This window comes from Gemmobacter nanjingensis (genome assembly GCF_014652195.1).
Classification (GTDB): domain Bacteria; phylum Pseudomonadota; class Alphaproteobacteria; order Rhodobacterales; family Rhodobacteraceae; genus Gemmobacter; species Gemmobacter caeni.
This window is the reverse complement of record NZ_BMYI01000002.1, coordinates 203936-228521: the sequence shown is the minus strand read 5'-3', so window position 1 is coordinate 228521 and position 24586 is coordinate 203936. Positions and strand designations below refer to the sequence as shown.

General features: G+C 65.6%; 26 protein-coding genes. 15 read left to right on the top strand and 11 right to left on the bottom strand.

Annotated elements, in window-relative coordinates; translation table 11 throughout:
• Window positions 1-4: 4 nt before the first annotated feature.
• The 3 genes from mltG to IE126_RS06145 all read right to left on the bottom strand — a co-directional run bounded on the left by mltG (window position 5) and on the right by IE126_RS06145 (window position 2868).
• Window positions 5-1183, bottom strand: a complete 1179-nt coding sequence (mltG, locus tag IE126_RS06155; protein WP_054301663.1) for an endolytic transglycosylase MltG — start codon at window positions 1181-1183, stop codon at window positions 5-7.
• Entirely contained in the window at window positions 1183-2445 is a 1263-nt protein-coding gene (gene fabF / locus IE126_RS06150) for a beta-ketoacyl-ACP synthase II (RefSeq protein ID WP_108127090.1), read from the bottom strand. Before fabF ends, mltG begins: the two co-directional genes overlap by 1 nt.
• A gap of 183 nt (window positions 2446-2628) precedes the next feature.
• Window positions 2629-2868 (bottom strand): hypothetical protein, encoded by a 240-nt coding sequence (locus IE126_RS06145; RefSeq protein ID WP_054301661.1) that lies wholly within the window; start codon window positions 2866-2868, stop codon window positions 2629-2631.
• Between the two features lie 184 nt (window positions 2869-3052).
• Between IE126_RS06145 and IE126_RS06140 the strand changes: the two genes are divergently transcribed.
• The 5 genes from IE126_RS06140 (at window position 3053) to IE126_RS06120 (ending at window position 6394) form a co-directional block, all read left to right on the top strand.
• Complete coding sequence (locus tag IE126_RS06140) at window positions 3053-3796, top strand: M48 family metallopeptidase (RefSeq protein ID WP_170120527.1); 744 nt, start codon at window positions 3053-3055, stop codon at window positions 3794-3796.
• A 128-nt stretch (window positions 3797-3924) separates the two neighbouring features.
• Window positions 3925-5193 carry a DUF2254 domain-containing protein gene (locus IE126_RS06135; RefSeq protein ID WP_199750631.1) on the top strand — a complete coding sequence of 423 codons (1269 nt, stop codon included), beginning with the start codon at window positions 3925-3927 and terminating at the stop codon, window positions 5191-5193.
• An 86-nt stretch (window positions 5194-5279) separates the two neighbouring features.
• Window positions 5280-5531 (top strand): DUF6455 family protein, encoded by a 252-nt coding sequence (locus IE126_RS06130; protein ID WP_189380472.1) that lies wholly within the window; start codon window positions 5280-5282, stop codon window positions 5529-5531.
• Window positions 5532-5583: 52 nt separating this feature from the next.
• Window positions 5584-5955, top strand: a complete 372-nt coding sequence (locus tag IE126_RS06125; RefSeq protein ID WP_189380471.1) for a YigZ family protein — start codon at window positions 5584-5586, stop codon at window positions 5953-5955.
• A gap of 76 nt (window positions 5956-6031) precedes the next feature.
• The gene (locus tag IE126_RS06120) at window positions 6032-6394 is read left to right on the top strand and encodes a diacylglycerol kinase (protein ID WP_054301656.1); all 363 of its coding nucleotides are present in this window, start codon (window positions 6032-6034) and stop codon (window positions 6392-6394) included.
• 5 nt (window positions 6395-6399) lie between these two features.
• On the opposite strand, the gene IE126_RS06115 is transcribed toward IE126_RS06120, so the two are convergent.
• Window positions 6400-6642 carry a CDGSH iron-sulfur domain-containing protein gene (locus tag IE126_RS06115; protein ID WP_119133048.1) on the bottom strand — a complete coding sequence of 81 codons (243 nt, stop codon included), beginning with the start codon at window positions 6640-6642 and terminating at the stop codon, window positions 6400-6402.
• A 124-nt stretch (window positions 6643-6766) separates the two neighbouring features.
• Between IE126_RS06115 and IE126_RS06110 the strand changes: the two genes are divergently transcribed.
• Window positions 6767-7054, top strand: a complete 288-nt coding sequence (locus tag IE126_RS06110) for a hypothetical protein (RefSeq protein WP_189380470.1) — start codon at window positions 6767-6769, stop codon at window positions 7052-7054.
• A gap of 3 nt (window positions 7055-7057) precedes the next feature.
• Here IE126_RS06110 and IE126_RS06105 read toward each other — a convergent pair whose 3' ends face one another.
• Together IE126_RS06105 and rimO are read right to left on the bottom strand one after the other, a co-directional pair.
• Window positions 7058-7723, bottom strand: coding sequence for a class I SAM-dependent methyltransferase (locus IE126_RS06105; protein ID WP_189380469.1), 666 nt, complete (start codon window positions 7721-7723; stop codon window positions 7058-7060).
• A gap of 40 nt (window positions 7724-7763) precedes the next feature.
• On the bottom strand, window positions 7764-9143 hold the full coding sequence (gene rimO, locus IE126_RS06100) for a 30S ribosomal protein S12 methylthiotransferase RimO (RefSeq protein WP_108127100.1): 1380 nt from the start codon (window positions 9141-9143) through the stop codon (window positions 7764-7766).
• A 131-nt stretch (window positions 9144-9274) separates the two neighbouring features.
• Here rimO and IE126_RS06095 point away from each other — a divergent pair, with 131 nt between their 5' ends.
• A complete protein-coding gene (locus tag IE126_RS06095; RefSeq protein WP_189380468.1) occupies window positions 9275-11221 on the top strand; it encodes an AsmA family protein in 1947 nt (648 codons plus the stop codon).
• 13 nt (window positions 11222-11234) lie between these two features.
• Here the strand turns inward: IE126_RS06095 and IE126_RS06090 are convergent, their stop codons facing one another.
• Entirely contained in the window at window positions 11235-11711 is a 477-nt protein-coding gene (locus IE126_RS06090) for a hypothetical protein (RefSeq protein ID WP_054301650.1), read from the bottom strand.
• 120 nt (window positions 11712-11831) lie between these two features.
• Between IE126_RS06090 and moaA the strand changes: the two genes are divergently transcribed.
• Together moaA and IE126_RS06080 are read left to right on the top strand one after the other, a co-directional pair.
• Window positions 11832-12836: a GTP 3',8-cyclase MoaA gene (moaA, locus tag IE126_RS06085; protein ID WP_189380467.1), complete on the top strand. Its 1005-nt coding sequence runs from the start codon at window positions 11832-11834 to the stop codon at window positions 12834-12836.
• On the top strand, window positions 12829-13599 hold the full coding sequence (locus IE126_RS06080; protein WP_189380466.1) for an HPP family protein: 771 nt from the start codon (window positions 12829-12831) through the stop codon (window positions 13597-13599). The genes moaA and IE126_RS06080 overlap by 8 nt, the downstream gene beginning before the upstream one ends.
• On the opposite strand, the gene IE126_RS06075 is transcribed toward IE126_RS06080, so the two are convergent.
• Window positions 13556-13900 carry a hypothetical protein gene (locus IE126_RS06075; RefSeq protein WP_054301647.1) on the bottom strand — a complete coding sequence of 115 codons (345 nt, stop codon included), beginning with the start codon at window positions 13898-13900 and terminating at the stop codon, window positions 13556-13558. The genes IE126_RS06080 and IE126_RS06075 overlap by 44 nt on opposite strands.
• Window positions 13901-14018: 118 nt before the next feature.
• On the opposite strand from IE126_RS06075, the gene IE126_RS06070 reads away from it, so the two are divergent.
• Window positions 14019-14747 (top strand): Crp/Fnr family transcriptional regulator, encoded by a 729-nt coding sequence (locus IE126_RS06070; RefSeq protein WP_054301646.1) that lies wholly within the window; start codon window positions 14019-14021, stop codon window positions 14745-14747.
• Between the two features lie 3 nt (window positions 14748-14750).
• Here the strand turns inward: IE126_RS06070 and IE126_RS06065 are convergent, their stop codons facing one another.
• From IE126_RS06065 to argE, 3 genes are all read right to left on the bottom strand, one after another.
• Window positions 14751-15917, bottom strand: coding sequence for a M20 aminoacylase family protein (locus IE126_RS06065; RefSeq protein ID WP_189380465.1), 1167 nt, complete (start codon window positions 15915-15917; stop codon window positions 14751-14753).
• A 92-nt stretch (window positions 15918-16009) separates the two neighbouring features.
• Window positions 16010-17353 (bottom strand): NAD(P)/FAD-dependent oxidoreductase, encoded by a 1344-nt coding sequence (locus tag IE126_RS06060; RefSeq protein ID WP_229825310.1) that lies wholly within the window; start codon window positions 17351-17353, stop codon window positions 16010-16012.
• Complete coding sequence (gene argE / locus IE126_RS06055) at window positions 17353-18516, bottom strand: acetylornithine deacetylase (RefSeq protein ID WP_189380463.1); 1164 nt, start codon at window positions 18514-18516, stop codon at window positions 17353-17355. Before argE ends, IE126_RS06060 begins: the two co-directional genes overlap by 1 nt.
• Before the next feature lie 217 nt (window positions 18517-18733).
• Here argE and IE126_RS06050 point away from each other — a divergent pair, with 217 nt between their 5' ends.
• The 5 genes from IE126_RS06050 (at window position 18734) to IE126_RS06030 (ending at window position 24554) form a co-directional block, all read left to right on the top strand.
• On the top strand, window positions 18734-19768 hold the full coding sequence (locus IE126_RS06050; protein WP_054301643.1) for an ABC transporter ATP-binding protein: 1035 nt from the start codon (window positions 18734-18736) through the stop codon (window positions 19766-19768).
• Complete coding sequence (locus IE126_RS06045) at window positions 19761-20819, top strand: ABC transporter ATP-binding protein (protein WP_054301642.1); 1059 nt, start codon at window positions 19761-19763, stop codon at window positions 20817-20819. Before IE126_RS06050 ends, IE126_RS06045 begins: the two co-directional genes overlap by 8 nt.
• A gap of 2 nt (window positions 20820-20821) precedes the next feature.
• On the top strand, window positions 20822-22528 hold the full coding sequence (locus IE126_RS06040) for a peptide ABC transporter substrate-binding protein (protein WP_054301641.1): 1707 nt from the start codon (window positions 20822-20824) through the stop codon (window positions 22526-22528).
• A 105-nt stretch (window positions 22529-22633) separates the two neighbouring features.
• On the top strand, window positions 22634-23641 hold the full coding sequence (locus IE126_RS06035) for an ABC transporter permease (RefSeq protein WP_054301640.1): 1008 nt from the start codon (window positions 22634-22636) through the stop codon (window positions 23639-23641).
• The gene (locus IE126_RS06030) at window positions 23634-24554 is read left to right on the top strand and encodes an ABC transporter permease (protein ID WP_054301639.1); all 921 of its coding nucleotides are present in this window, start codon (window positions 23634-23636) and stop codon (window positions 24552-24554) included. The genes IE126_RS06035 and IE126_RS06030 overlap by 8 nt, the downstream gene beginning before the upstream one ends.
• Window positions 24555-24586: the final 32 nt, after the last annotated feature.

Here is a 24586-nt window from a genome sequence, read left to right as displayed (position 1 = left end):
GGCCTTACTGGCCCTGCACCCCGCCTTCATTCGCCTGACCACGCTCCGCCTCGATGGCGCGCCAGCGCGCCACATTGGCGTTATGTTCCTCCAGCGTGGCCGCAAAGGCGTGACCGCCGCTGCCATCCGCCACGAAGAACAGATAGTCGCTTTGCGCCGGGTTCAGCGCGGCCTCGATGCTCAGCCGTCCCGGATTGGCGATGGGGGTCGGCGGCAGCCCTTCGATGACATAGGTGTTGTAGGGCGTGGCGCGACGCAACTCGCTTTGCCGCAGGCCCCGGCCCAGCACCCCCTCACCCTTGGTGATGCCATAGATCACCGTCGGGTCGGTTTGCAGCCGCATCCCCTTGTTCAGCCGGTTCACGAAGACACTGGCGACCAGCGGGCGTTCATCGGCGATGCCGGTTTCCTTTTCCACGATGGAGGCCATAACCATGGCCTGTTCCTTCGTGTCATAAGGCAGATCGCCCGCGCGCGAGGCCCAGAGATCATCCATGATCCGGGTCTGCTTGTCCTGCATCTGCACCAGCAGCGCCGCGCGCGAGGCGCCCTTGTCCACCTCATAGGCATCGGGGGCAAGCGTGCCCTCGGGCGGCACGGCTTCGATATTGCCGTCCAGGAAATCGGCGCGCTTCAGGCTGTCGACCACCTGCCAGCTGGTCACGCCTTCCGCCAGCGTGATCTGCCAGCGCAGATCGCCCGCCGCCACCGCATCCACATATTCCTGCGGCGCGGCATCGGTCGCGGGGGCGAATTTGGCCACCTCGACATAGCGGTTGGTCCCGGCATCCAGTTCGCGCAGAATGATTTCCGCCTTGGCGACGCCGATACGGTAATTCACCTCGCGCCCGCAGGTCGAGGCGCCCCCTGCCGTCACCAGATCAAGGATCTGTGCCATCGACGCCCCTTCGGGCACCAGATAGGAGCCGAATTTCAAGCCCTTGGCCTTGCCGGAATAATCTGCACCGATGCGGAAGATCCGCGCGTCACTGACCGCGCCCTGCGCTTCGAGATTGCGGCTCACCTCGCTCAGCGACGAGCCACGCTCCACCTTCAGGCAGATCGGCTGCGCCAGCGGGCCGGGGCCGTTGAATTCCTGCCGTCCCCAGGCCAGAACCCCGGCGACGGCAATCAGCAACACGATGAACAGGGTCAGCGCGTTGGAGGCGACAGACCGCCACATCAGCCGCGCACCTTGCCCAGAACGAGGCTCGCATTGGTGCCACCGAAGCCAAAGCTGTTCGACAGCGCCACGTCGATCTTGCGCTTCACCGCCTTGTTCGGCGCAAGATCAAGCTTCGGCTGGATCGCCGGATTGTCGAGGTTGATCGTCGGCGGCGCCACCTGATCGCGGATCGCCAGCACGCAGAAGATCGCCTCGACCGCGCCCGCCGCGCCAAGAAGATGCCCGATGCTCGACTTGGTCGAAGACATCGTGGCCTTCGCCGCCGCATCGCCCATCAGCCGCTCCACAGCGCCCAGTTCGATCGTATCGGCCATGGTCGAGGTGCCATGCGCGTTGATGTAATCCACCTGGTTCGGCGAGATCCCGGCACGGGCCAGCGCCGCGCTCATGCTGCGGAAACCGCCATCGCCATCTTCCGACGGCGCGGTGATGTGATAGGCGTCGCCCGACAGGCCGTAGCCCAGCACCTCGGCATAGATCTTCGCGCCGCGCGCCTTCGCGTGTTCGTATTCCTCCAGCACGACGACGCCCGCGCCCTCGCCCATCACGAAACCGTCGCGGTCTGCGTCATAGGGGCGGCTGGCCTTCTCCGGCTCCTCGGCCCGCTTGGTCGACAGCGCCTTGCAGGCGTTGAAGCCCGCGATCCCGATTTCCGAGATCGGGCTTTCCGCCCCGCCCGCCACCATCACATCGGCATCGCCCCACATGATGAGCCGCGCCGCATCGCCAATGGCATGGGCGCCGGTGGAACAGGCGGTCACGACCGCATGGTTCGGCCCTTTGAAGCCGAAGCGAATGGACACCTGACCCGAGATCAGGTTGATCAGCGAACCGGGGATGAAGAAGGGCGAAACCCGCTTCGGCCCCTTTTCCTTGATCAGCACCGCGGTGTCGGCAATCGTCGACAGCCCGCCGATGCCCGAACCGATCATCACGCCGGTGCGCAGGCGGCTTTCCTCGTCCTCAGGCTCCCATCCGGCATCTTTCACCGCCTGAACGGCGGCGGCCATGCCATAGAGGATGAAATCATCGACCTTGCGACGCTCTTTCGGCTCCATCCAGTCATCGGGGTTGAACGTGCCGTTGCTGCCGTCGCCCAGCGGAATTTCGCAGGCATATTTCGTCACCACATTGCTGGCATCGAAGCGCTTGATCGGACCCGCGCCCGATTGCCCGTCCAGCAGCCGTTTCCAGGTCTCCTCCACCCCGCAAGCCAGCGGCGTGACCATTCCAAGACCCGTGACAACAACGCGACGCATCCGATCTTCCTTCTCGCAACGCCCGTGACAGGGCAAGACCTTGCGAAGCTAGATACACGCGGCATCCGCAGCGCGCAACATGGGGCCTCCGGGCGCGGCCGGGCTTTGCCGGAGGGGCGGTGCGGATGAGGAAGCGGATGGGACGCGCGCCCCAAAGGCCGGGACGCTCAACGTGGGTGAGGCTCAGGCCTTGCGGGTCTCGATCCGGTAGCTGCCTTCCGGCAGATCCAGCGCAGCGGCAAGGTCGCGCAACTGCACCATGGACAGCGTGATGACCATGGGTTCCTGCGTGACGGGATGCACCTGTTCCAGTGTGATGCAGTCGTCGAAAGCCGAAATGGTGATGTCTTCCTGCAACCCCTCATGCCCCTCGTCAATGAGGGTGATCACGGTCGCGTCGAATTCGTGCTCGATGGTAAACATGACCTCAGGCTAGCAGGCCCGGCGCGCGGCGCAACGGCAAAAAGGGCCGTGACACTTTGCCGTGACAGGCCACCAGCCCTGGCCGAGGGGTCTTTCCGCCGCCGGGCGTTTTGCTAGATTGGGGAAAACGGCAGGGCAGAAAATGACGACGATGGCAGGATATTCCGGGGCGGGGTTCATGGCGCTGTTGCGGCTGGGGGTTTTGCTGTCTGTCTCACTTGTCCTTGCGGGATGCGTGACCACCGGCCAGCCTGTGCCCGCCCCAGCACCGCCCCCCGCGCCTGCCGCCGCAGGAGCGGACGGCGGGCGCCTTTCGCCGCAGGATGCCGCGCGCAATTTCGTGACCGTGGTGGAACGGGTGGAGCCGGTGGCCGAACGCTTCTGCCGCCAGCAGGCCGGGCCCGGCCAGAACTGCGATCTTCAGATCGTGGTGGACCGCCGCCGCAACCTGCCGCCCAACGCCTTCCAGACCATCGACGAACAGGGCCGCCCCGTGGTCGGCTTCACGCTCGCGCTGATCGCCGATGCCCGCAATGAAGACGAGATCGCCTTTGTTCTGGGGCATGAGGCCTCGCACCATATCCTCGGCCATATCGGGCGCAAGCAGCAGGGCGCCGAAGCGGGCGCGGTTCTGGGCACCATGCTCGGGCAGGCCACCGGCGCCGATGCCGCGACGATGAAGCAATGGCAAAGCTTTGGTGCCAGCATCGGCGCGCGACGCTATTCCAAGGAATACGAGCTGGAGGCCGATGCGCTGGGGGCCCGTATCGCCTGGTATGCCGGTTACGATCCGGTGCGCGGCGCGGGCTTCTTCAGCCGCCTGCCCGATCCGGGCGACCAGTTCCTCGGCTCGCACCCGCCCAACGCGCAGCGCCTGCAACAGGTGGGCGCCGTGGTCGCCGGGCTGGAGCGGCAGGCCGCATACTGAGAAGGTCGGGTTGAGAAGGTGGAGCAAGATCGGCGCAGGGGGCACCCTTCCCCTTGCACGCCTGCGAACCGGCAGCCCTTGACCTGCCGCGCACAAGGCCGCAGCCTGCCCGAAAACGGGAGGCAGGCGTGATCAGCAAGGCGCGGTGGATCTGGCGGCAGCTCAGCCGCAAGCTGTGGGTGACTTCGGTGGTCTATGCGCTGGCGGCGCTGGCCACGGCGGGCGCGGCCTCGTGGATCGGGCCGATGCTGCCCGAAGGGATCGACTACAGTATCGGCACCGACGCGGTGGAGGCGGTGCTGACCATCATCGCCTCGTCCATGCTGACGGTCACCACCTTCGCCTTCGGCACCATGCTGGGCGCCTTCAACGCCGCTGCCACCAATATCACCCCGCGCGCCACCAACCTGCTGCAACATGACCGGACCACACAAAAGGTTCTGTCGACCTTTCTGGGCAGCTTCATCTTCTCGCTGGTCTCGGTCATCGGGCTGAAGGCAGGCGCCTACGGGCCGAACGGCAAGTTCGTGCTGTTCGTCGTCACGCTGGCGCTGGTGGCGCTGATCGTCATTGGCATGCTGCGCTGGATTGCGCATCTGACGGCCTATGGCCGCCGGGATGATACCCATGACCGCGTGGAACAGGCCGTGGCCGAGGCGCTGCGCGCCCGCACGGACGAGCCGTGGCTGGGCGCGCATCCGATGACCGGCCCCGCGCCTTTCGATGCCCGCGCCGTGATGGCCGACCGGATCGGCTATGTCCGCCATGTCGACCTCGCCGCGTTGCAGGCGGTAGCCGAGGCTGCGGGATGCGCCATCTGGGTTGCGGCCCTGCCCGGCAGCTTTGTCCATCCCGGCGCGCCGCTGTTGTGGGTCGGCGCCCCGGCAAGCGAGGCTGAGGGCGCCACCTGCCTCGATGCCTTTGACATCGGTGCCACGCGCTCTTTCGACCAGGACCCGCGCTTCGGCCTGTCGGTGCTGACCGAAATCGCCGAACGCGCATTGTCACCCGCCGTCAATGACCCCGGATCGGCCATCGACATTCTGGGACGCGCGGTCCGGCTGCTGGCGATCTGTACCGAAACCCGCAGCCCCGAAGTGCGCTACAACCGGCTTTGGGTGCCGCCGCTGACTGTGGCCGAGATGATGGAGGATGTTTTTCCGCCCATCGCGCGCGACGGCGCGGGCATCTTCGCCGTGCAGATCCGGCTGCAAAAGGCGCTGCTGGCGCTGTGCGAGATCGACGCCGCCCTGTTTGGCCGGGCCGCCTCGGAACAGGCCCGCGCGGCGCTGACACGGGCCGAGCCGCAGATGCTGCCCGATGAACTCGCGCGTCTGCGCGACGTGGCGGGCCGGATCGGGGCGCTGTCGGACAACCGTCGCCCGCCAGGAATCTGACCTCTTCCCCCCGCGCCTTGACCTGCATCAAGGCGCGTCCGGCGGCCCCGCGCGACCCTTCCCTCAGAATTGCAGGGAGACGGGCAATGCTTGGATATGTCGAGGCGCCGCGCGCCTGGTGGCTGACACATGGCATGGCACGCGCGGTGGGCGTGGACCTGCCGCGCGCGGTGACGGAGGGCTGGCTGAAACGCAGCGAACTGGCGCAGATCGTCACGCGCTGTCAGGGCTGCGGCTGTTCGGCCGATTGCACCGGCTGGCTGGCCGATCCGGGACATGCCGCCGCCCTGCCCGGCTACTGCCGGAACAAGGCGGCCATCGAATCTCTGGCGCCCTGAGTGCTGGCCCTTTCCGGCGCCCGCCGCTAACCTGCCCCAAAGCGGAGGCGGGATGCGTCAGGTTGAAAATGTGGTTTCGGACCGGGGGTCGAAATATGCCGTCTCGGGCGGCAGGGTCACGGGCCGCAAGGGCTGTGACGCGTTCGTTGCCGATCTGAAGCGGGTGAAGAAATACGCCAAGGCCACACATAATTCCTGGGCCTGCATCCTGTCGGACGGCGGTGCGGTGAAGAATGACGACGGCGAAAGTGGCGCGGGGGCCGTGATCCTGCGCATGCTGGAACGGGCCGAACTGAAGGACACCATTGTTGTCGTCACCCGCTGGTATGGCGGTGTCCACCTTGGCGGCGACCGTTTCGCGCATGTCGTCACCTGTGTGCGTGCCTTTCTGGCCGGGGAAACCGCGTCTCCACCCCAAGATTGAGGGCTGCGCCGTGGACAGGCCGGGCGTTTTCGCGATATGCGGCGGCATTCGACCTTACGTCAGTCGGGGAACAGGCATGATCGGACGGCTGCTGGCGGAACTCGCCCGGCTCAGGAATACCGCAACCTGGTCATGGGAGGGCTGGGCCGCCTCATGGCGCAACGAGAAATCGCTGCGGCAGTGGTTTGCCGTCAACATCGCCTCGGCCGCGCTGGCTTTCACGCTGGACCTGACGCCGGGCGAACGGGCCCTGATCCTTGCGCTTGGCGTATTGCTGCTGGCGGCAGAGCTGATGAACACGGCGGTGGAGGAGGTGGTAGATTATATCTCCACCGACCATGACCCCCGCGCCAAACGCGCCAAGGATGCCGCCTCGGCCGCTGTCGCGGTGACCGCCATCGCGGGCGGTCTGGCCTGGCTGATGATCCTGCTGGGGTAAGCGGATCAGAGCGTCTTGTGCGTGCCGTCGCAGAACGGCGCCTTGGCCGAATGCTTGCAGCCGCACAGAAAGGCGGGCTTTGTCGCCTCGGCGGTGAATTTCACCGGGGTAAAGCCGGTTTCCTTGTGGCTGCCATCGCAGAAGGGCTGTTTCTGCGACCGCCCGCAGGCGCACCAGAAATAGGTTTTCCCTTCGGTCAGTTCGACCCTGTAAGGGGCTTTCTGCGGGCATTCCGGGCTGTCGGTCATCAGGCTCTCCGCTGGCGGTTGGCTGCGGGAATGCTAGCGCGCGCGCCCCGAACCGCCAAGCGGGCATTTCCGACCTGACGGGACCGGCAGGGTGTGGCATCCTGCGGGAAAGACGGAGGTTCCCATGCGTGCCCTATCCTTGCTTGTCGCCCTGCTGCCGCTGGCGGCCTGTGTGCAGCCTGCCCCGCCCGGCCCAACCAGCCTGCCGCTAATGGGTGGCTACCGCGACCCGGCCGATCCCTGCCGCCGGGTGGGTGAGGATGCCTTTACCAACCAGTTCCTCGACGATGCCGCCGATCTGGTGGCCTGCCCGGCGGGGATGGAGAACATGGGCGTCTTCATCACCGAAACCGCCGCCCGCCGCCTGACCGACGCGGCAGGATACACGATGTTCAGCGTGCCGCGGCGGTGAGGGTCAGGTCGTGGCGGCCCAGCCCCGAAAGGTGAAGCCCGCGTAGAACAGGCCGACATCGGTAAATCCTGCCTCTTGCAACAGGGCCTCATCTTCGGTCGGGGAAAGAAGCGGCAGACGCTCTGCAATCGCCGCAGCCGCCGTTCGGGCGCTTTCCGGCGGAACACCATTGCTTGCCGCGAAATCGGCATAGCGCCGCAACCATAGCGCCCGTCCGGCCTCGGGCACACTGTGATGCGCCACGATCAGAGGCGCGCCGGGTTTCAGCCTGCGGCGCAATTCGGTCAGCGTGTGCAGACGTTCTTCGCGGGGCAGAAAATGCAGAGTCAGCAGACAGGTGGCGCCTTCGAACGGCCCCGTCGGTGCATCGTCGATATAACCTTCGTGCCAGTCGATGCGCGCGGCGTGATCCCGCGTGACCTCACGCGCCAGTGCCAGCATTTCTGCCGAGGGATCGACGCCGACGAACCGCCAGTCAGCCCGGTAGCGCGCGAACAGATCCAGCTCCTGCCCGCCGCCCGCGCCCAGCACAAGAATGCCCGCCCCCTCGCCCGCATGTTCCGCCAGCAGCAGCGCCGTCATGCGATGCAGGTCGCGCAGACCGGGAACGAGGCGCGCAGGCCCTTCGGTATAACGTGCAACGGTATCGGGATCGGTGAAAACGCTCATGCCGTCAGTCTAGGGGCACGGCCTGTCGCTGTCGACCGCCTCAGACCACCCGCCCCCACAGATCATATTCGCTGGCTTCCTCGACCTCGACCGTCACCATGTCGCCGGGCGACAGGGTTTCGAAATCCGCGTCGATGAACAGGTTGCCGTCGATTTCGGGCGCGTCGGCCATGGTGCGGCAGGTGGCGCCTTCTTCGTCCACCTCATCCACCAGAACCTGCATCACCTGCCCCACCTTGGCGGCGAGCTTGGCTTCGGAAATCGCCTGAGCCTTTTCCATGAAGCGTTCCCAGCGGTCCTGTTTCACCTCGGCCGGCACATGGTCGGGCAGATCGTTCGAGCGCGCCCCGGCGACGTTCTCATACTGGAAGCAGCCAACGCGATCCAGTTGCGCTTCATCGAGCCAGTCCAGCAGGGTCTGGAATTCCGCTTCCGTTTCACCGGGATAGCCCACGATGAAGGTCGAGCGCAGCGTGATGTCCGGGCAGGCGGCGCGCCAGGCGGCAATCTCGTCCAGCGTCTTTGCCGCCGCCGCAGGGCGGGCCATGCGTTTCAGCGTCTCGGGATGCGCATGCTGGAACGGGATGTCCAGATAGGGCAGCACCAGCCCCTCGGCCATCAGCGGGATCAGGTCGCGCACATGCGGATAGGGATAGACGTAATGCAGCCGCACCCAGGCGCCCAGCTTGCCCATCTCGCGCGCCAGATCGGTGATATGCGCCCGCACCTCGCCGCCCTTCCAGGGCGAGAGGTCATGCTTGCGGTCGACCCCATAGGCCGAGGTATCCTGCGAGATGACCAGCAGTTCCTTCACCCCGGCCTCGACCAGCTTTTCCGCCTCGCGCAGGACGGCATGAGCCGGGCGGCTGACCAGACGGCCGCGCATGTCGGGGATGATGCAGAACCTGCACTTGTGATTGCAGCCTTCCGAGATCTTCAGATAGCTGTAATGGCGCGGCGTCAGCTTCACCCCGCTGGCGGGCAGCAGATCGACGAAGGGGTCGGGCTGCGGCGGCACGGCCTTGTGCACGGCATCCAGCACGGCCTCATACTGATGCGGGCCGGTGACGGCCAAAACCTTGGGATGCGCGCCGGTGATGTAATCCGGCTCGGCCCCCAGACAGCCGGTGACCAGCACCTTGCCGTTTTCACGCAGAGCTTCGCCGATGGCATCAAGGCTTTCCGCCTTGGCACTGTCCAGAAAACCGCAGGTGTTCACAATCACCGCATCGGCGCCCTTGTAATCCGGGCTGATCGCATAACCCTCGGCGCGCAGGCGCGTCAGGATGCGTTCACTGTCCACCAGCGCCTTGGGGCAGCCAAGCGAGACCATGCCGATGGTCGGCTGGCCGGGGCGTGCCACGTCGGGGATCATGGCACGGGCGAGATCGGGGCGGAGGTTCGGCGGGTTCTGCGACATTGGCCCCATATAGCGGTGAAGCAGGCCGCCGCAAAGGGGCCACGCGCAGCCCACCGCCGACCGGCGCCACACGGGATTGTTGCCCGCAACGGCTGCGGTTAGGCTGCGGGCAAGAGTGGAAGGAGGGCCGGATGCGCTGGTTGATGCGGATCGTCTCGTCATTGCTGGTTCTGGTGCTGCTGTTGGCGCTGATGGTGTTCCTAATGCCGAAGGACAGGATCGCCCGGCTGGCGGAAACGGAATTTGCCCGCACCACCGGCCGCGTCATCGAGATCGGCAACCAGATCCGCCCGACGATCTGGCCTGTGCTGGGGGTCACCGCCGGGCCGGTGCGCATCGCCAATCCTGACTGGGCAGCCGGACCGGACCTGCTGCATGCCGACCGCATTGCCATCGGGCTGGAACTCGGGCCTTTGTTCGATGGCCAGATCCGCATGACGGAGGTGGAGATCGACAAGCCCGAACTGCTGCTGGAGCGGCGCAAGGACGGGCGCACCACCTGGGCCATGGGGGGCAGCGGCGGGTCGGGCCCCGCAAGCGGCGCATCCTCCGGCGCGGGCATGACGCTCGGGCGGGGCACGATCCGCGATGGCCGCCTGCGCTTCATCGACCGTCAGAGCGGCACCGAGATCGAGATGACCGACGTCAATATCGACGCCGCCATACCCGAGTTCGATGGCCCGGCCCGGATCGACCTGCGCGGGCTGGTGCGCGGGCAGCCGGTCACACTCAATGCCTCGGTCGAGGCGCTGGGGCCGCTGCTGGCCGGAGAACTGGGCGCGATCGAGCTTCAGGCAGGCGCGGGCAAGGCGGCTTTCGGCTTCAAGGGCAAGGCAAGTCTCGCGCGGGCCGAGGCCGAAGGCCATCTGACCGCCGATCTGGGCGACCGCCCGGCACTGGAGGCGGTGCTGGGCCGCCCCCTGCCCGATCTGCCCGAAGGCCTGGGTGCGCGCGCCATCGGGCTGAGCGCCGATCTGACGCGCACGGCCAAGGGCGCGCTGCATCTGCGCAAGGCCGAAATCGCGCTGGACGATACCGTGATCACGGGCGAGGCCGACCTGTTGCCCGGCACAGACCGCCCGCGCCTTCAGGGTCGCTTCACGACCGAACGGCTGACCCTGCCCGGCAGCACGACGCAAGGGGACGGCAAGAACACGGGCGATGCGGGCTGGTCCACCACCCCCATTGACGTCTCGGGCCTGTCGGCGCTGGATGCCGAAATCACTCTGTCCGCCGGGGCCATTGCAGCCGGTCCGCTGAAGCTGGGCCAGACCCAGGCGGGCGTCACGCTGGACCGCGCGCGTGCCGTGGTGAAACTGACCGAAGCCGCAGCCTATGGCGGCTGGATCACCGGGCAATTCGTGCTGAACGGGCGTCAGGGCCTGTCAGTCGGGGGTGACCTTTCGCTGAAGGAGCTCAACCTGCAACCCCTGCTGCAAGACCTGACCGGAACCGACCGGCTGCTTGGTCGCGGAAATGTGAAGCTGAGCTTCCTCGGCTCCGGCGCGTCGGTCGATGCGATCCTCCGCAGCCTGTCCGGCGACATTGCCGTCAAGATGGGCAAGGGCGAAATCCTTGGTCTCGACATCGTGGGGATGCTGCGCACCATGGACCCCGGCTATGTCGGTGAAGGCAAGCGGACGATCTTCGACACCGCCGGAATGACCGCGAAAATCACCAATGGCATCGCGGTTTCGGACGACCTGAACATCGCCGCCAACCTGTTCACCGCAGGCGGCGCCGGGCAGATCGACCTTGGCGCGCGCAGTCTCGACTACCGGCTGCTGCCGCGTCTGGGCGGAGACGACGGCGTAGAAATTCCGGTGCTGATCAAGGGGCCATGGGCATCGCCCAAGATCCGGCTGGATCTGGAATGGCTGACCCAAAAGCGGCTGGATGCCGAAAAGGCCCGCGCGGAAGAACGCGCCAAGGCCCGGCTGGAGGAACTGGCGAAAGACAAGCTAGGTGTCACCCCACAGGAGGGCGAAAGCCTTGAAACCGCCGCCAAACGCCGCGCGCAAGAGGCGCTGGAGGCGGAAACCGGGCGCATCCTCGACAAAATCCTGAACGGAAACTGAGGCTTGCGCGGCCTTACCGTTTAAGAACCTCGACGGTGGGCAGATCGGTCAGCGACAGGCCCGCCGCGCGGAAGGCTGCCAGCGACAGTTGCGCAGCGCCCTCGCCCGGCATCAGGTCAACCTGCACGGTCACGCCACCGGCCGTCCGGATCACCCCCGGCACCGGCGCCGACACCAGCGACGACCGCAGCCAGAATCCCGGCGTGGTCGGATCGCCCAGCGTCACCACCACCTTGCCCAGCGAGCCTCCGGCCGGAACCGTCGCCGCCGTGGCGGCCTTGCGCTGTTCGTCGGTGGTCGTGTCCAGCGTCTCGGCCGTGCGGGCGCCGGGTTTCGGCGGCGGCGCCGAAAGCTCGGGCGTGGGCAGCGGCAGCGGCTCGGAAATTGCGCTTTGCGGTGCAGAGGGGCGCTTGCCGAACTGAGGCATCTTCAAGTCTGCGCAGCCCGCCAGTAGCAGGCACCCCCCCAGAATCGTCAGACCACGCAGCATTCCGCACCTCCTTCTCACGCGCCCGCATCGGGCAGAGTGCAACGATAGTCGGGGGGGAACGGCGCTTCAACTGTCGGATTCGCGCTTGCTGGCCGTTCGGCGAATGCCTACCTTTCAGGCATGAACGCGCCCCTGATCGACCCTTTCGCCCGTGCCATCCGATACCTGAGGGTTTCGGTGACGGACCGCTGCGATTTCCGCTGCACCTATTGCATGGCTGAACACATGACGTTCCTGCCGAAGGCAGAGTTGCTGACGCTGGAGGAACTTGACCGGCTTTGCACCGCTTTCGTGCACATGGGCGTGGAAAAGCTGCGCATCACCGGGGGCGAGCCGCTGGTGCGCAAGGGCATCATGACCTTCTTCCGCGCCATGTCGCGCCATCTGGACAGCGGTGCGCTGAAGGAACTGACGCTGACAACCAACGGCAGCCAGCTTGCCCGTTTCGCACAGGAACTGGTCGATTGCGGGATCCGTCGGATCAACGTGTCTCTGGATACGCTCGATCCCGCGAAATTCGCGGAAATCACCCGCTGGGGGCGCCTGCCGCAGGTGCTGGACGGGATCGAGGCAGCGAAGGCGGCCGGGCTGCGCGTGAAAATCAATGCCGTGGCGCTGAAGGGCTTCAACGAGGACGAGCTGTTCCCGCTGGTCGACTGGTGCGCGCGGGAGGGCCATGACCTGACCTTCATCGAGGTCATGCCGATGGGCGATCTGGGCGGCGAGGACCGGCTGTCGCAATACTGGGCGCTGACCGACCTGCGGGCCCGGCTGGCCGAACGCTTTACCCTGACCGATCTGGCGGAACGCACCGGCGGCCCGGCGCGCTATGTGCGGCTGGAGGAGACGGGGCAGAAGATCGGATTCATCACGCCCTTGACCCATAATTTCTGCGAAAGCTGCAACCGGGTGCGGCTGACCTGCACGGGTGAGCTTTACATGTGCCTCGGGCAGGAGGACATGGCCGACCTGCGCGCGCCGCTGCGCGCCAGCCCGGATGACGCCGGGCTGGAACAGGCGATCCGTGCCGCCATTGCCCGCAAGCCGAAGGGCCATGACTTCGATTATTCGCGCCAGGCCATCGCCGGACAGATGACCCGCCACATGAGCCATACGGGTGGCTGAAGCCGTGAGCGACCGGCAGAAATGGCTGACTGCCGCGGCAGAACATCTGCTGCCCGCCATGGTGTTGCCCCGCGGCAGCGAAATGCTGCGCGCGGCAGGGGCAATCGGGCTGACGCTGGGTCTGGCCGCGCTGATGCAGATGCTGCTTGGCGCCAATGATGCGCGGTTCTCGCTGATCGCCCCGCTGGCGGCCACCACCTTCCTGTTGATCTCGGTTCCCAACAGCCCGCTGACACAGCCCTGGTCGGTGGTGATCGGCAATGGCGCGAGTGCTGCGGTGGCGGTGACCGTGTTGCAATTCGGCCTGCCCGTCCCGCTGACCATTGCGCTGGCAGTGGGCGGGGCGACGCTGGCGATGATGCTGCTGCGTGCCATGCATCCGCCCGGCGCTGCCGTTGCCATGGCCGCCGTACTGTCAGCCCCGGCGACGATGAAGCTGGGCTACCAGTTCGCGCTGACGCCGGTGATGCTGGACAGCACCATTCTGGTGATTGCAGCCATCGCGGTAAACCGGCTGACCGGCCGGGTCTATCCTTTCCGCCTGCCCCATGACGCCACCGCCGCGCCGCGCCGCGCCGACCGCCCCTCGCCAGAGGTGCTGGAGCGGATTCTGGGAGACCTGCGCCTGTCGGCCAATATCGGGGTCGAAGACCTGCGTCGCGTGCTGGACGAGATCGAGAAGCGCGAAAAACCGCCTGTACCGCACCGGAAGCCCCGCTTCAGCGGAGCTGTCGGAGCATTCCGGCCACGCTCTCGTCGCTGAACGGCAGGTCCAGCACCAGGGGCGGCGGCTGTCCCGGCAGCGCCTCGACCGAGGCGCGCAGACTGACATATCGACCACCCAGCGCCGCTATACGCTCCAGCAGACCGCTGTCGCGCGCCGTGGCGAAAGGCAGGTTCAGGAAAGCCGCCGCCAGATCCACAGCATCGGCCAGTTCGGCCAGCGCCGCCTCGATCTCGGTCGCGACCAGAACCGTCGCCATGCGGTCAGCCTCGCCGATCAGCATGCCCAGATCCTCGGCCACCAGCCGGACCGGGTCGACCACCAGAAACAGCCGTCGCATCCCATTCTCCCTGCGCCAGGATCTCCGGTCACCCGATTCCCCGCCCGATTCCCCGGTAGCATGGAACCGTCTGCGCAGGTTCGCATTAAACTGTGACATAGCCGAAGAGGAATTCGCCATGCCCACAGCCTGCGCCGACTGCCCCCTGCGCTGCCAGCCGATGTTCCAGCCGATGAATGCCGGGGAGGTCGCCTTCATGCAGGCCTTCAAATCGTCAGAGGTGGAGGTGGCCGCCGGACAGGTCTTGCTGTGGGAGGGGCAATCGAGCCCGTGGCTTTACACCGTGCTGCGCGGTCAGGGCCTGCGCAGCAAATCGCTGCCAGATGGTGAACGGCAGGTGGTGAATTTCGTTTTTCCCGGGGATTTCCTTGGCTTGCAGTCGGGAGTTATGGGCGAGATGAAACATTCGGTCGAGGCTACGACCGACATGACCCTGTGCCGTTTTGAACGGAACGAGTTGTGGCGGGTGTTTCGCGATCAACCCGCCCGCGCCTTCGACCTGACTTATCTGGCGGCGACGGAAGAACATTTTCTGGGAGAGGCCTTGCTGACCCTCGGCCAGCGCGACGCGACCAGCCGTCTGGCCTGGGCCTTGCTGCGACTGTGGCGACGGGCGGTTGCGACGGGCATGCAGGGGCCGCGCGGCGTGCCGCTGCCCTGGCGCCAGCGCGATCTGGCCGATGCGCTGGGTCTTTCGCTGGTTCATACCAACAAGACGCTGGCCCGGCTGCGCATCCTGGGCGCCGCGCACTGGTCCGGCGGCTATCTGGCGGTGCCTGATCCGGCGCGGCTGGCCGAACTGGCACAGGAAGAGGACGGGGCTTCGACGCCCCGCCCGCTGTTCTGACCGTCAGGCGGCCGGCATCCGCGTTTCCACCATGCCCGCATACCAGCTTGCGCCGAAGGGAATGGCATTGTCGTCAAAGTTATAGGCCGGGTGATGCACCATCGCAGTATCGCCATTGCCAAGGAAGATATAGGCGCCGGGGCGTTCGTTCAGCATGAAGCTGAAATCCTCGGCCCCCATCAGCGGCGCGGTATTGGTGTCGACATAGCCGGACACCGCCTGCGCCACCTCGGCGGCGAAGCCGGTATTTTCCTCGGTGTTCATCGTCACCGGATAGCCGCGCTGATAGTTCAGCTCGGCCTTCGCGCCCAAAGCCAGCGCCGTGCCCTCAACGATTTCCTTCAACCGCTGTTCCACCTGATCCTGCACCGCCGGGTCCATGGTGCGCACGGTGCCTTTCATCTTCACCACCTGCGGAATGACGTTATGCGCGGTGGAATCGGTGGCGACAGTGCAGATCGAGACGACGACCTGTTTCAGCGGATCGACCGTGCGGCTGGCGATGGTCTGCGCCGCGACGATGATATGGGCGGCGACAACGGTGGTGTCGATGCAGTCATGCGGCTTGGCGGCATGGCCGCCCTTGCCGGTCACGGTGATGTCGAACTGATCCGCCGCCGCCATCATGGCGCCGGGGCGGATGGCGAAATGGCCGACCGGGATGCCGGGCATGTTGTGCATCCCATAGACTTCCTGAATGCCGAAGCGGTCCATCATGCCATCGGCGCACATCTCGCGCCCGCCGCCGCCGCCCTCTTCGGCGGGCTGGAAGATCACCACGGCGGTGCCGTCGAAATTGCGGGTCTCCGCCAGATATTTGGCCGCGCCCAGCAGCATGGCGGTATGGCCGTCATGGCCGCAGGCGTGCATCTTGCCGGGGGTTTTGGAGGCATATTCAACCCCGGTCTGTTCGATGATCGGCAGCGCATCCATATCGGCGCGCAACCCGATGACACGGCCCGTGCTGTCCGTCCGGCCCCTGATGACCCCAACAACGCCAGTGCGGCCGATGCCCTCCACCACCTCGTCGCAGCCAAAGCCGCGCAGCAGTTCGGCCACCTTGCCCGCCGTGCGGTGCACTTCGAACAGCAGTTCCGGGTTTTCATGGAAATCACGCCGCCAGGCAGTGATTTCGGGCAGCAGTTCGGCAAATCGGTTCTTCGGGGGCATGGCGTTCCTCGTGTCCTGGCCGCGCGTGCGGACTTGGATGCCAGCCTGTTACAATCACCGCGCCGCTTCAACCCCGGCGTGTCGGGATTTGATCACAATGACGGGCCGGGTGCGATTTTGCTGCCGTCGGTGAAGCGGGTCAGCCGGAAACGGTGCAGATCGTGGCCGGTATCGTTCCCGGCCACCAGATCGGCGATGACGCGGCCGAAACCGGGGCCGATGCCGAAGCCATGGCCGCTCATCCCCGTTGCCAGCACCAGACCGGGCAGCGCCGCCACCCGGTCCACCACTGGCACCACATCAGGCATCGTGTCGATCATCCCGGCCCATGCTGCCTTGAGCTTCGGCGCCCCGAGATGCGGGAAGCAGGCGGCGAAGCTTTGGCAGACATCGGCAACAATCCGGGCCGAGGGTTCGGGGTTCAGCACGCGCATCCGTTCAAACGGGCTGGTTGCATCCGCCGCCCAGCGACGCGGAGTGCCCCAGGCATCGGGGTAATGCGAAGGTGCGGCGGGAAGGAACTTCGTGGAGCGGAAATCCTTTTTCAACACAGGCAGATAGAGGCCGAAGTTGCGAAAGGCATCCGGCCCGATGAAGAAGTCATGTGCCGCACCGGGGGCGAGCGTATAGCCGCCATCGGCACGTCGCCGAAAGGCAAAGGCATCATCCGCCGCATTGCCGGCAAAGACCTGCGGCAAGGGTTCGGTCGCCATCACGGTCGCCCGCACCGAAAGCTGCGGGATCGCCACGCCATGCGCGCGGGCAAACAGCGCCGACCAGGCGCCGCCCGCCAGAACCACCTGATCGCAGGCGATGCTGCCCTGTTCGGTGACAACGCCGGTGACGCGACCGCCCGCGATGTCCAGCGCCCGCACCGCGCAGTTTTCCACGATCACCGCGCCACGCGCCTGCGCGCCCTCGGCCAGCAGCGGCACCGCCACCCAGGGTTCGGCCCGCGCGTCGGAGGCGGTGAACAGCCCGCCCTTCCACGGCGTCGCCGCCCCTGCGATGCGTTCGGCCACCTGCCCCGCGCTCTGCATCTCGGTATCGACGCCAAAGCTGCGGGCCTCGGCGCGCCAGGCCTCGAACCCCGCCATCTCGGCTTCGGTCCGGGCGAGATACATCACGCCTTCCTGACGGAACCCCAGCGCCTCGCCAAATTCCTGCGACAGCGATTTCCAGTGGCGCAGCGATTCCATCATGATCGGCAATTCGCCGAAATCGCGGCCCTGCTGGCGGATCCAGCCCCAGTTACGGCTGGATTGTTCGCCCGCGATCCGGCCCTTTTCGCACAGCGTGACGCGCAGCCCGCGTTCGGCAAGGTTCCACGCGGTCATCACCCCGATGACGCCGCCGCCGATCACCACCACGTCGCAGGCGTCGGGCAGCGGGCCGGCAAAGCGGACCGGCGTTGCCTCGGAAATCGGGAATGGCATCATTGCGCCAGATCCTCGACCAGCGCCTGCATGAAGCGCCAGCCTGCCTCGAATTCGCTGACCTCCAGATATTCGTCGGGCTGATGAGCCTGCGCGATGTCGCCGGGGCCGCAGACCACGGCGGAATAGCCCTCGGCCTGGAACTGCCCGGCCTCGGTGCCGTAGCTGACAACCATGGTGCCGTTGTCGCCGGTCAGGCGCCGCACCAGCGCCTCGGCCGCGCCATTGGTTTCCGGGGTCAGCGCGGGCACCACGAAGATGCGGTCCAGCAGCACCGCCGCTTCGGGGCGCACGGCCTTCATCGCAGCCTCAACCCGCGCGCATTCAGCCTCGAACCGCGCGGCCCAGTCCTCGACGCTTTCACCCGGCACCACGCGGAATTCCATGACGAACCGGCAATCGGCGGCGGTGATGTTATGCGCCGTCCCGCCCGAGATCTGGCCGGAATGCAGCGTTGTGAAGGGCGGGCGGAACAGGCCCGCAATCTCGGTGACCGGCTTCGCCCGGTTCTCGTCATTGCGGTCATTCATCCACTGGATCAGCCGCGCAGCTTCCATGATGGCGCTGACACCCTCGGGCAGAAGCGAGGAATGCACCTCGAACCCCTTCACATGCACCCAGAAGCCGGTGCCGCCCTTGTGACCATTCACCAGTTTCATCCGCGACGGCTCGCCAATCACTGCCGCAGATGCGCGCGGCAGGGTGCGGGCCATTTCGGCGATCATCGGCGGCGCGCCGGTGCAGCCCAGTTCCTCGTCATAGGACAGCGCGAATTGCAGCGGCCGCTTCACCCCGCGCTGCACCGCCAGCGGCACGGCGGCCAGTGCCAGCGCGACGAAGCCCTTCATGTCGCAGGTGCCGCGCCCGTAAAGCCGCCCGTCCCGCTCGGTCACAGTCCAGGGGTCAGAGCTCCAGTCCTGTCCGTCAACCGGAACGACATCGCTGTGCCCCGAAAGGATGACGCCCCCCTCCACCGCCGGGCCCGCGCTGGCATAAAGCGCGGCCTTGTCGCCGGTTTCATTGTAGACGCGATGCGCTGCCACGCCCCAGGACGCCAGATAGCTTTCCACCCAGTCCACAAGGTCCAGGTTGCTTCCCCGGCTGACGGTCGGAAAGGCCACCAGCCGGTCCAGAATCTGACGTGGCGTAAGCTGCTCGGGCATCGCGATCTCCATTTTCCGGGGCGAGCCTGCCCAGTGCCCATGCAATTTGCAAGTGCCGTAGCGTCCATCGCAGGCAGAGCGCAAACTCTTGCCGTCAAAGTGATAGAACTGCCTTGCTAGGTGAAGAAAAATATCTGACACTCTGGTCAAAGATGGCGGCAAAATCCAAATGAGACCGTCCAAACAAGAATAAAAACAAAAACTTGGGGAGTTACATATGCCCGACGGGGCGGTGCCCGTACTTGAGGTTCGCGGCCTGAAAACCGTTTTCCACACCCGTGGTGGATCGGTTCACGCGGTCAATGATGTCAGCTTCCATCTGATGCCCGGCGAGCTTCTGGGCGTTGTTGGCGAAAGCGGTTCGGGGAAGTCGGTGACGATGATGTCGCTGATCGGCCTGCTGCCCTCGCCCCCGGCTGATGTGCAATCCGGTCAGGTGCTGCTCGGCGGTCAGGATCTGCTGAAAGCGACGCCGGAGGCCCTGCGCAAAGTGCGCGGCGCCCGCATCGGCTTCGTGTTTCAGGACCCGATGACCTCGCTCAACCCGGTGTTTACCGTGGGCAGTCAGATCATGGCGCCGCTGCGCAAGCACATGGGGCTGTCGAAGGCGCAGGCCGAAGTCCGCGCCGTGGAACTTCTGGAACTGGTGGGCATTCCCGATGCGCGGCGGCGGCTGAAAAGCTATCCGCATCAGTTTTCCGGCGGGATGCGGCAGCGCGTGATGATCGCCATTGCGCTGGCCTGCGACCCCGAGGTGCTGATCGCGGATGAACCGACGACGGCGTTGGATGTGACGATTCAGGCGCAGATCCTCGAACTGGTGAAAGAGCTGCGGCAGAAGCTGGGCATGGCGATTGTCTGGATCACCCATGACCTTGGCGTGGTGGCCGAAATCGCCGACCGGGTGATGGTGATGTATGGCGGTCAGGTGGTGGAACAGGCCCCGGTGAAAGAGCTGTTCCGCAACCCGCGCCACCCCTATACCCGTGCCCTGCTGAAGACGATCCCGAAGCTGGGCGGCCAGCGCGGCGAACGCTTGCAGGTGATCGAGGGGCAGCCGCCGATCCTTGGTTCCGCCCCAGCCGCCTGCCCGTTCCGCGCCCGCTGTGCCCATGCCTTCGCGCGCTGCGAGGCGGAAAACCCGGTCCGCCGCCCGGTGGATGGCCGCCCTGTCGGTCAGGGGCATGATGTGGCCTGCCATTGGTCGCCCGAAGGTGCAGAAGACCCGTCGCAGGAGGCTGCCCATGCGTGACACCACGACGCGCCCTCTGGTCGAGGTGCGCAATCTGAAAATGTATTTCCCGATCCACAGCGGTCTGATGCGCAAGCACACCGGCGATGTGAAGGCGGTGGATGACATCAGCTTTGACATCTATGAGGGCGAGACGCTGGGCCTTGTGGGCGAAAGTGGCTGCGGCAAGTCGACGGTTGGGCGAGCCCTGCTGAGGCTTTACGAACCCACCGCAGGACAGATCACCATTGCGGGCGACGATGTGGCGAGCCTGTCGCCCGAGGCGCTGCGCCGCAAGCGCCCCACCATGCAGATGGTGTTTCAGGACCCGCAGGCCAGTCTCAACCCGCGCATGACGGTGGCCGATATCATCGGCGAGCCGCTGGACGAACACAGCGGGCTGTCGAGTGCGGACAAGCTGGCGCGGATTTATGAGCTGATGGATGCCGTCGGCCTGAACCGCGCCTTCGCCAACCGCTATCCGCATGCCTTTTCCGGCGGTCAGCGGCAGCGGATCGGCATTGCCCGGGCCCTGGCGCTGAACCCCAAGTTCATCGTCTGCGACGAACCCATCGCGGCGCTGGATGTGTCGATCCAGGCGCAGGTGGTGAACCTGCTGGAGGATTTGCAGGACAGGCTGGGCCTGACCTATCTGTTCATCAGCCATGACCTGAGCATGGTGCGCCATATCGCCGACCGCGTGGCGGTGATGTATCTGGGCCAGATCGCCGAAATCTCGCCGGTGGACGCGCTTTATGCCCGGCCGCTGCACCCCTATGCCGAGGCGCTGCTGTCGGCTGTGCCTGAACCCGACCCGAGCCGCGAGGGCGCGCGCCAGCGCATCATCCTGAAGGGCGATGTGCCCTCGCCCGCCAACCCGCCGAAAGGCTGCAACTTCTGCACCCGCTGCCCGAAGGTGATGCCGGTCTGCCGCGAGGTGGAACCTCGGCTTCAGGAGGCGGCGCCCGACCGCCTGGTCGCCTGCCATCTTATTCATCCGATAGACGCCGCGAGAGCCGGGCAAACCGGCCAAGCCGGGGCACAAGAGCACAGCCAACAACAAGGAGTGTAACAATGAAAATGAAAGCCGCCCTGTTGGGCGCCGTCGCTCTGGCCGGGCTCGCCCCGGCCGCCTATGCAGAGCGTGGCGCCGACGGCCATGTGAATATCCTCTATTCCCAGGCGCCCTCGACGCTGAACCCCTATCTGTCCTCGGGGACCAAAGACATCGAGAACGCCTCGCTGGTGATCGAACCGCTGGCAGGCTACGACGAGAAGGGCGTCATGATCCCGCGTCTGGTGGACGAGATCCCGACCCTGGAAAACGGCGGCGTGGCCGAGGACCAGAAATCGATCACCTGGAAGATCAAGCCCGATCTGAAATGGTCCGACGGCTCGCCCGTGACTGCGGATGACGTGGTGTTCACCGCCGAATACTGCATGCATCCCGAAGGTGGCTGCGCCCAGCTTGCCAAGTTCGAGGGCGTGGAAAAGGTGGAAGCGGTCGATCCGCAGACCGTGAAGATCAGCTTCAAGGAAGCGAAGCCCAACCCCTATCTGGCTTTCGTGGGTTCGACGACGCCGGTGCTTCAGAAGGCGCAGTTCGCCAATTGCCTTGGCGCTGCCGCCTCGACCTGTACCGAACAGAACTTTGGCCCCATCGGCACCGGCCCGTTCCGGGTGGTCGAGTTCAAGACCAATGACGTGATCCAGCTGGAAGCCAACCCGGAATACCGTGACCCGGCCAAGCCCGCTTTCGCCACCGTGACGGTGAAGGGTGGCGGCGATGCCGCCTCGGCCGCGCGCGCCGTGATGGAAACCGGCGAATTCGACTATGCCTGGAACACCCAGATCCCGCCGGAACTGCAACAGGCGATGGAACAGGGCGGCAAGGGCGAATTCGTCAGCGGCTTCGGCACGCTGGTCGAACGGATCGAGATGAACATGACCGATCCCTCGCCCGATCTGCCGGAGGGCGAACGCTCCACCGCCAAGCACCCGCACCCGATCCTGTCGGATCTGAAGGTGCGTCAGGCCCTGTCGATGGCGATCGACCGCAACCTGCTGGTGGAAATCGGCTATGGCAATGCCGGTCGTCCGACCTGCAATCTGGTGCCCGCACCGGAAATGTATGCCTCGACCGATAACACCGGCTGTCTGACGCAGGACATCGAAGGCGCCAAGAAGCTGCTGGACGAGGCCGGCTGGACCGACAGCGACGGCGACGGCATCCGCGACAAGGACGGCAAGAAGTTCAGCCTGCTGTATCAGACCTCGGTCAACCCGGTGCGGCAGGACTTCCAGGCGCTGATCAAGGGCTGGTGGAACGAAATCGGCATCGAGGTCGAACTGAAGGCCGTGGACGGTTCGGTGTTCTTCGGCGGCGACGCCGGTTCGCCCGACACGTTCCAGAAGTTCTATGCCGATGTCGAGATGTACGCCAACAACTTCGACGGCACCGACCCGGAGGCCTATCTGGCGGAACATACCTGCGCCAAGGCCCCGCGCCCGGATACCCAGTGGCAGGGCGAGAACATCAACCGCTACTGCGACCCGGCCTATGACGCCATGATCGCGGAGCTGGGCAAAACCGGCGATCTCGAAAAGCGCGCCGAGCTTGCGAAGAAGCTGAACGACATGCTGACCAAGGAAAGCATGACCATCGTGCCGCTGGTGGATCGTGGCCGTCTGTCGGCGCGGTCGAAAACCCTGGGCGGTGTCGTGCTGAACACATGGGATTCCGAACTGTGGAATGCCTCGGACTGGTATCGCATGAAGTGATGCGGGCCTGAGCCCCGGCTCTGATCCCGGCCGGTGCGGCAACCGCACCGGCCCCCTTCCCGACAAGACCAGGAGGCCAAGACCCATGACCCGAGGTGTCGTGCCATGCTGACATTCACGATCCGCCGCCTGTTGCTGGCCATCCCGACCCTTCTGTTCATCAGTCTCGTGATCTTCCTGCTGCTGGAGCTCGCCCCCGGCGACCCGATGTCGGAAGTGCCACTGACCGTTCCGCCCGAGGTGAAGCAGAAGATGCGCGAGGCGCTTGGCGCCGACCAGCCGATGTTCTTCCGCTATATGCTGTGGCTGAAACAATTCTTCGTCATCGAACCGCTGCACATCCTTGGCGCCATCACCGGCTATGACCTGGCGGGTGACGCGCAGCGCATCATCTCGTGGCAAAGCCGCAGCCCGGTGGCCGACATCATCGCGCAGCGCATCCCGCAGACGCTGACCGTGATCGGCGCGGCCTATCTGATCGGCGTGCTGATCGCCCTGCCCATCGGCATTTATTCCGCCTATCGGCAATACAGCTGGTTCGACCAGCTTGGCACCTTCATCTCGATGATCGGGTTTTCGGTGCCGACCTTCTTTACCGGCGTCCTGCTCATCGTGATCTTTTCGGTGAAGCTGGGCTGGTTCCCCTCGATCTACGACACCACGTTGCGGGTGACGGACTGGGCCAGCTTCGGCAAGCAGGTCAAGCAGATGGTGCTGCCGGTCTCGGTGCTGGCGCTTTACAACGCGGCGCAGATCAGCCGCTACATGCGGTCCTCGATGCTCGACAATCTGGGGCAGGATTATGTGCGCACCGCGCGGTCGGTCGGCATGACCGAGCGGGTGGTGGTGCTGCGCGACGTGCTGCGCAATTCCATGATCCCGGTGGTCACGGTGATCGCGCTTGGCATCCCGACCATCTTCGGCGGCGCCATCATCACCGAACAGGTGTTCAAGGTGAATGGCCTCGGCCAGCTGCTGATTTCTGCCATCCACGGCAATGACCTGCCAATGGTACAGACGCTGACCTTCATCTTCGCCATCCTGATCGTGCTGTTCAACCTGATCGCCGATATCCTTTATGGCATCCTGGACCCGAGAATCCGCTATGACTGAAACCGCTGCCTCCCCCGCCGCGCTGAAACCGCCGCGCAGCCAGTGGCGTGATGTCTGGGATCAGTTCCGCACCCACAAGGGTGCGCTTCTCGGGCTGATCGTGCTGGTGTCTCTTGTGCTGTTCGTCACCATCGGGCCGTTCTTCCGCGATGCGCCCGATCTGACCATCGCGCAGCAGATCAAGCTCCGCAACAAACCGCCAAGCTGGGAATTTCCCTTCGGCACCGACCAGTTGGGCCGCGACATGCTGCTGCGCATGATGGAGGGCGGCAAAGTCTCGATCTCGGTCGGGCTGGTCGCCATGCTCATCTCGATCACGCTGGGATCGACCGTCGGCGTGCTGGCGGGCTATTTCAAGCGTCTGGACGGGCCGCTGATGCGGATGACCGATCTGTTCCTTGCCCTGCCCCTGCTGCCTTTGCTGCTGGTCATGGTGATGCTGTTCCGCGAAAAGCTCGCGGGCGCATTGGGGCCGGAGGCGGGCACCTTCCTGCTGATCGTCTCGGCCATTGGCGTGACAAGCTGGATGCAGGCGGCGCGCATCGTGCGGGGCGAGGTTCTGGCGCTGAAGGAACGCGAATTCGTGCTGGCCGCCCGGTCCATCGGCACGCCGCCGCGCCGGGTGATCCTGCGCCATGTGCTGCCCAATGTGATGTCACCCATCATGGTGGCCGCGACCCTGGGCATCGCCAGCGCCATCATCACCGAAAGCGCGCTGAGCTTTCTGGGCCTCGGCTTCCCGCCGGATTTCCCGACCTGGGGGCGGCTTCTGTATGACGGGGTGGAGCAGATGCAGCTGTTCCCCGCCCGCGTGATCTGGCCCGGCCTTGCCATTTCACTGACGGTGCTGAGTGTGAACTACATCGGCGACGGGCTGCGAGACGCGCTGGATCCGCGGATCCGCGGGCGCTGAAACAACAGCCGGGGGCCTCGTGCCCCCGGTTC

Bases quoted from the DNA above. Each gene is read 5' to 3' on its own strand.
- fabF (WP_108127090.1), bottom strand. From the start codon at position 2,445: ATGCGTCGCGTTGTTGTCACGGGTCTTGGAATGGTCACGCCGCTGGCT.
- IE126_RS06040 (WP_054301641.1), top strand. From the start codon at position 20,822: ATGAAAATGAAAGCCGCCCTGTTGGGCGCCGTCGCTCTGGCCGGGCTC.
- IE126_RS06030 (WP_054301639.1), top strand. From the start codon at position 23,634: ATGACTGAAACCGCTGCCTCCCCCGCCGCGCTGAAACCGCCGCGCAGC.
- IE126_RS06095 (WP_189380468.1), top strand. From the start codon at position 9,275: ATGCGCTGGTTGATGCGGATCGTCTCGTCATTGCTGGTTCTGGTGCTG.
- IE126_RS06070 (WP_054301646.1), top strand. From the start codon at position 14,019: ATGCCCACAGCCTGCGCCGACTGCCCCCTGCGCTGCCAGCCGATGTTC.
- IE126_RS06060 (WP_229825310.1), bottom strand. From the start codon at position 17,353: ATGCCATTCCCGATTTCCGAGGCAACGCCGGTCCGCTTTGCCGGCCCG.
- IE126_RS06115 (WP_119133048.1), bottom strand. From the start codon at position 6,642: ATGACCGACAGCCCGGAATGCCCGCAGAAAGCCCCTTACAGGGTCGAA.
- IE126_RS06075 (WP_054301647.1), bottom strand. From the start codon at position 13,900: ATGCGACGGCTGTTTCTGGTGGTCGACCCGGTCCGGCTGGTGGCCGAG.
- IE126_RS06065 (WP_189380465.1), bottom strand. From the start codon at position 15,917: ATGCCCCCGAAGAACCGATTTGCCGAACTGCTGCCCGAAATCACTGCC.
- argE (WP_189380463.1), bottom strand. From the start codon at position 18,516: ATGCCCGAGCAGCTTACGCCACGTCAGATTCTGGACCGGCTGGTGGCC.
- IE126_RS06105 (WP_189380469.1), bottom strand. From the start codon at position 7,723: ATGAGCGTTTTCACCGATCCCGATACCGTTGCACGTTATACCGAAGGG.
- IE126_RS06125 (WP_189380471.1), top strand. From the start codon at position 5,584: ATGCGTCAGGTTGAAAATGTGGTTTCGGACCGGGGGTCGAAATATGCC.
- IE126_RS06120 (WP_054301656.1), top strand. From the start codon at position 6,032: ATGATCGGACGGCTGCTGGCGGAACTCGCCCGGCTCAGGAATACCGCA.
- rimO (WP_108127100.1), bottom strand. From the start codon at position 9,143: ATGTCGCAGAACCCGCCGAACCTCCGCCCCGATCTCGCCCGTGCCATG.
- IE126_RS06110 (WP_189380470.1), top strand. From the start codon at position 6,767: ATGCGTGCCCTATCCTTGCTTGTCGCCCTGCTGCCGCTGGCGGCCTGT.
- IE126_RS06045 (WP_054301642.1), top strand. From the start codon at position 19,761: ATGCGTGACACCACGACGCGCCCTCTGGTCGAGGTGCGCAATCTGAAA.
- mltG (WP_054301663.1), bottom strand. From the start codon at position 1,183: ATGTGGCGGTCTGTCGCCTCCAACGCGCTGACCCTGTTCATCGTGTTG.
- IE126_RS06050 (WP_054301643.1), top strand. From the start codon at position 18,734: ATGCCCGACGGGGCGGTGCCCGTACTTGAGGTTCGCGGCCTGAAAACC.
- IE126_RS06145 (WP_054301661.1), bottom strand. From the start codon at position 2,868: ATGTTTACCATCGAGCACGAATTCGACGCGACCGTGATCACCCTCATT.
- IE126_RS06090 (WP_054301650.1), bottom strand. From the start codon at position 11,711: ATGCTGCGTGGTCTGACGATTCTGGGGGGGTGCCTGCTACTGGCGGGC.
- moaA (WP_189380467.1), top strand. From the start codon at position 11,832: ATGAACGCGCCCCTGATCGACCCTTTCGCCCGTGCCATCCGATACCTG.
- IE126_RS06130 (WP_189380472.1), top strand. From the start codon at position 5,280: ATGCTTGGATATGTCGAGGCGCCGCGCGCCTGGTGGCTGACACATGGC.
- IE126_RS06035 (WP_054301640.1), top strand. From the start codon at position 22,634: ATGCTGACATTCACGATCCGCCGCCTGTTGCTGGCCATCCCGACCCTT.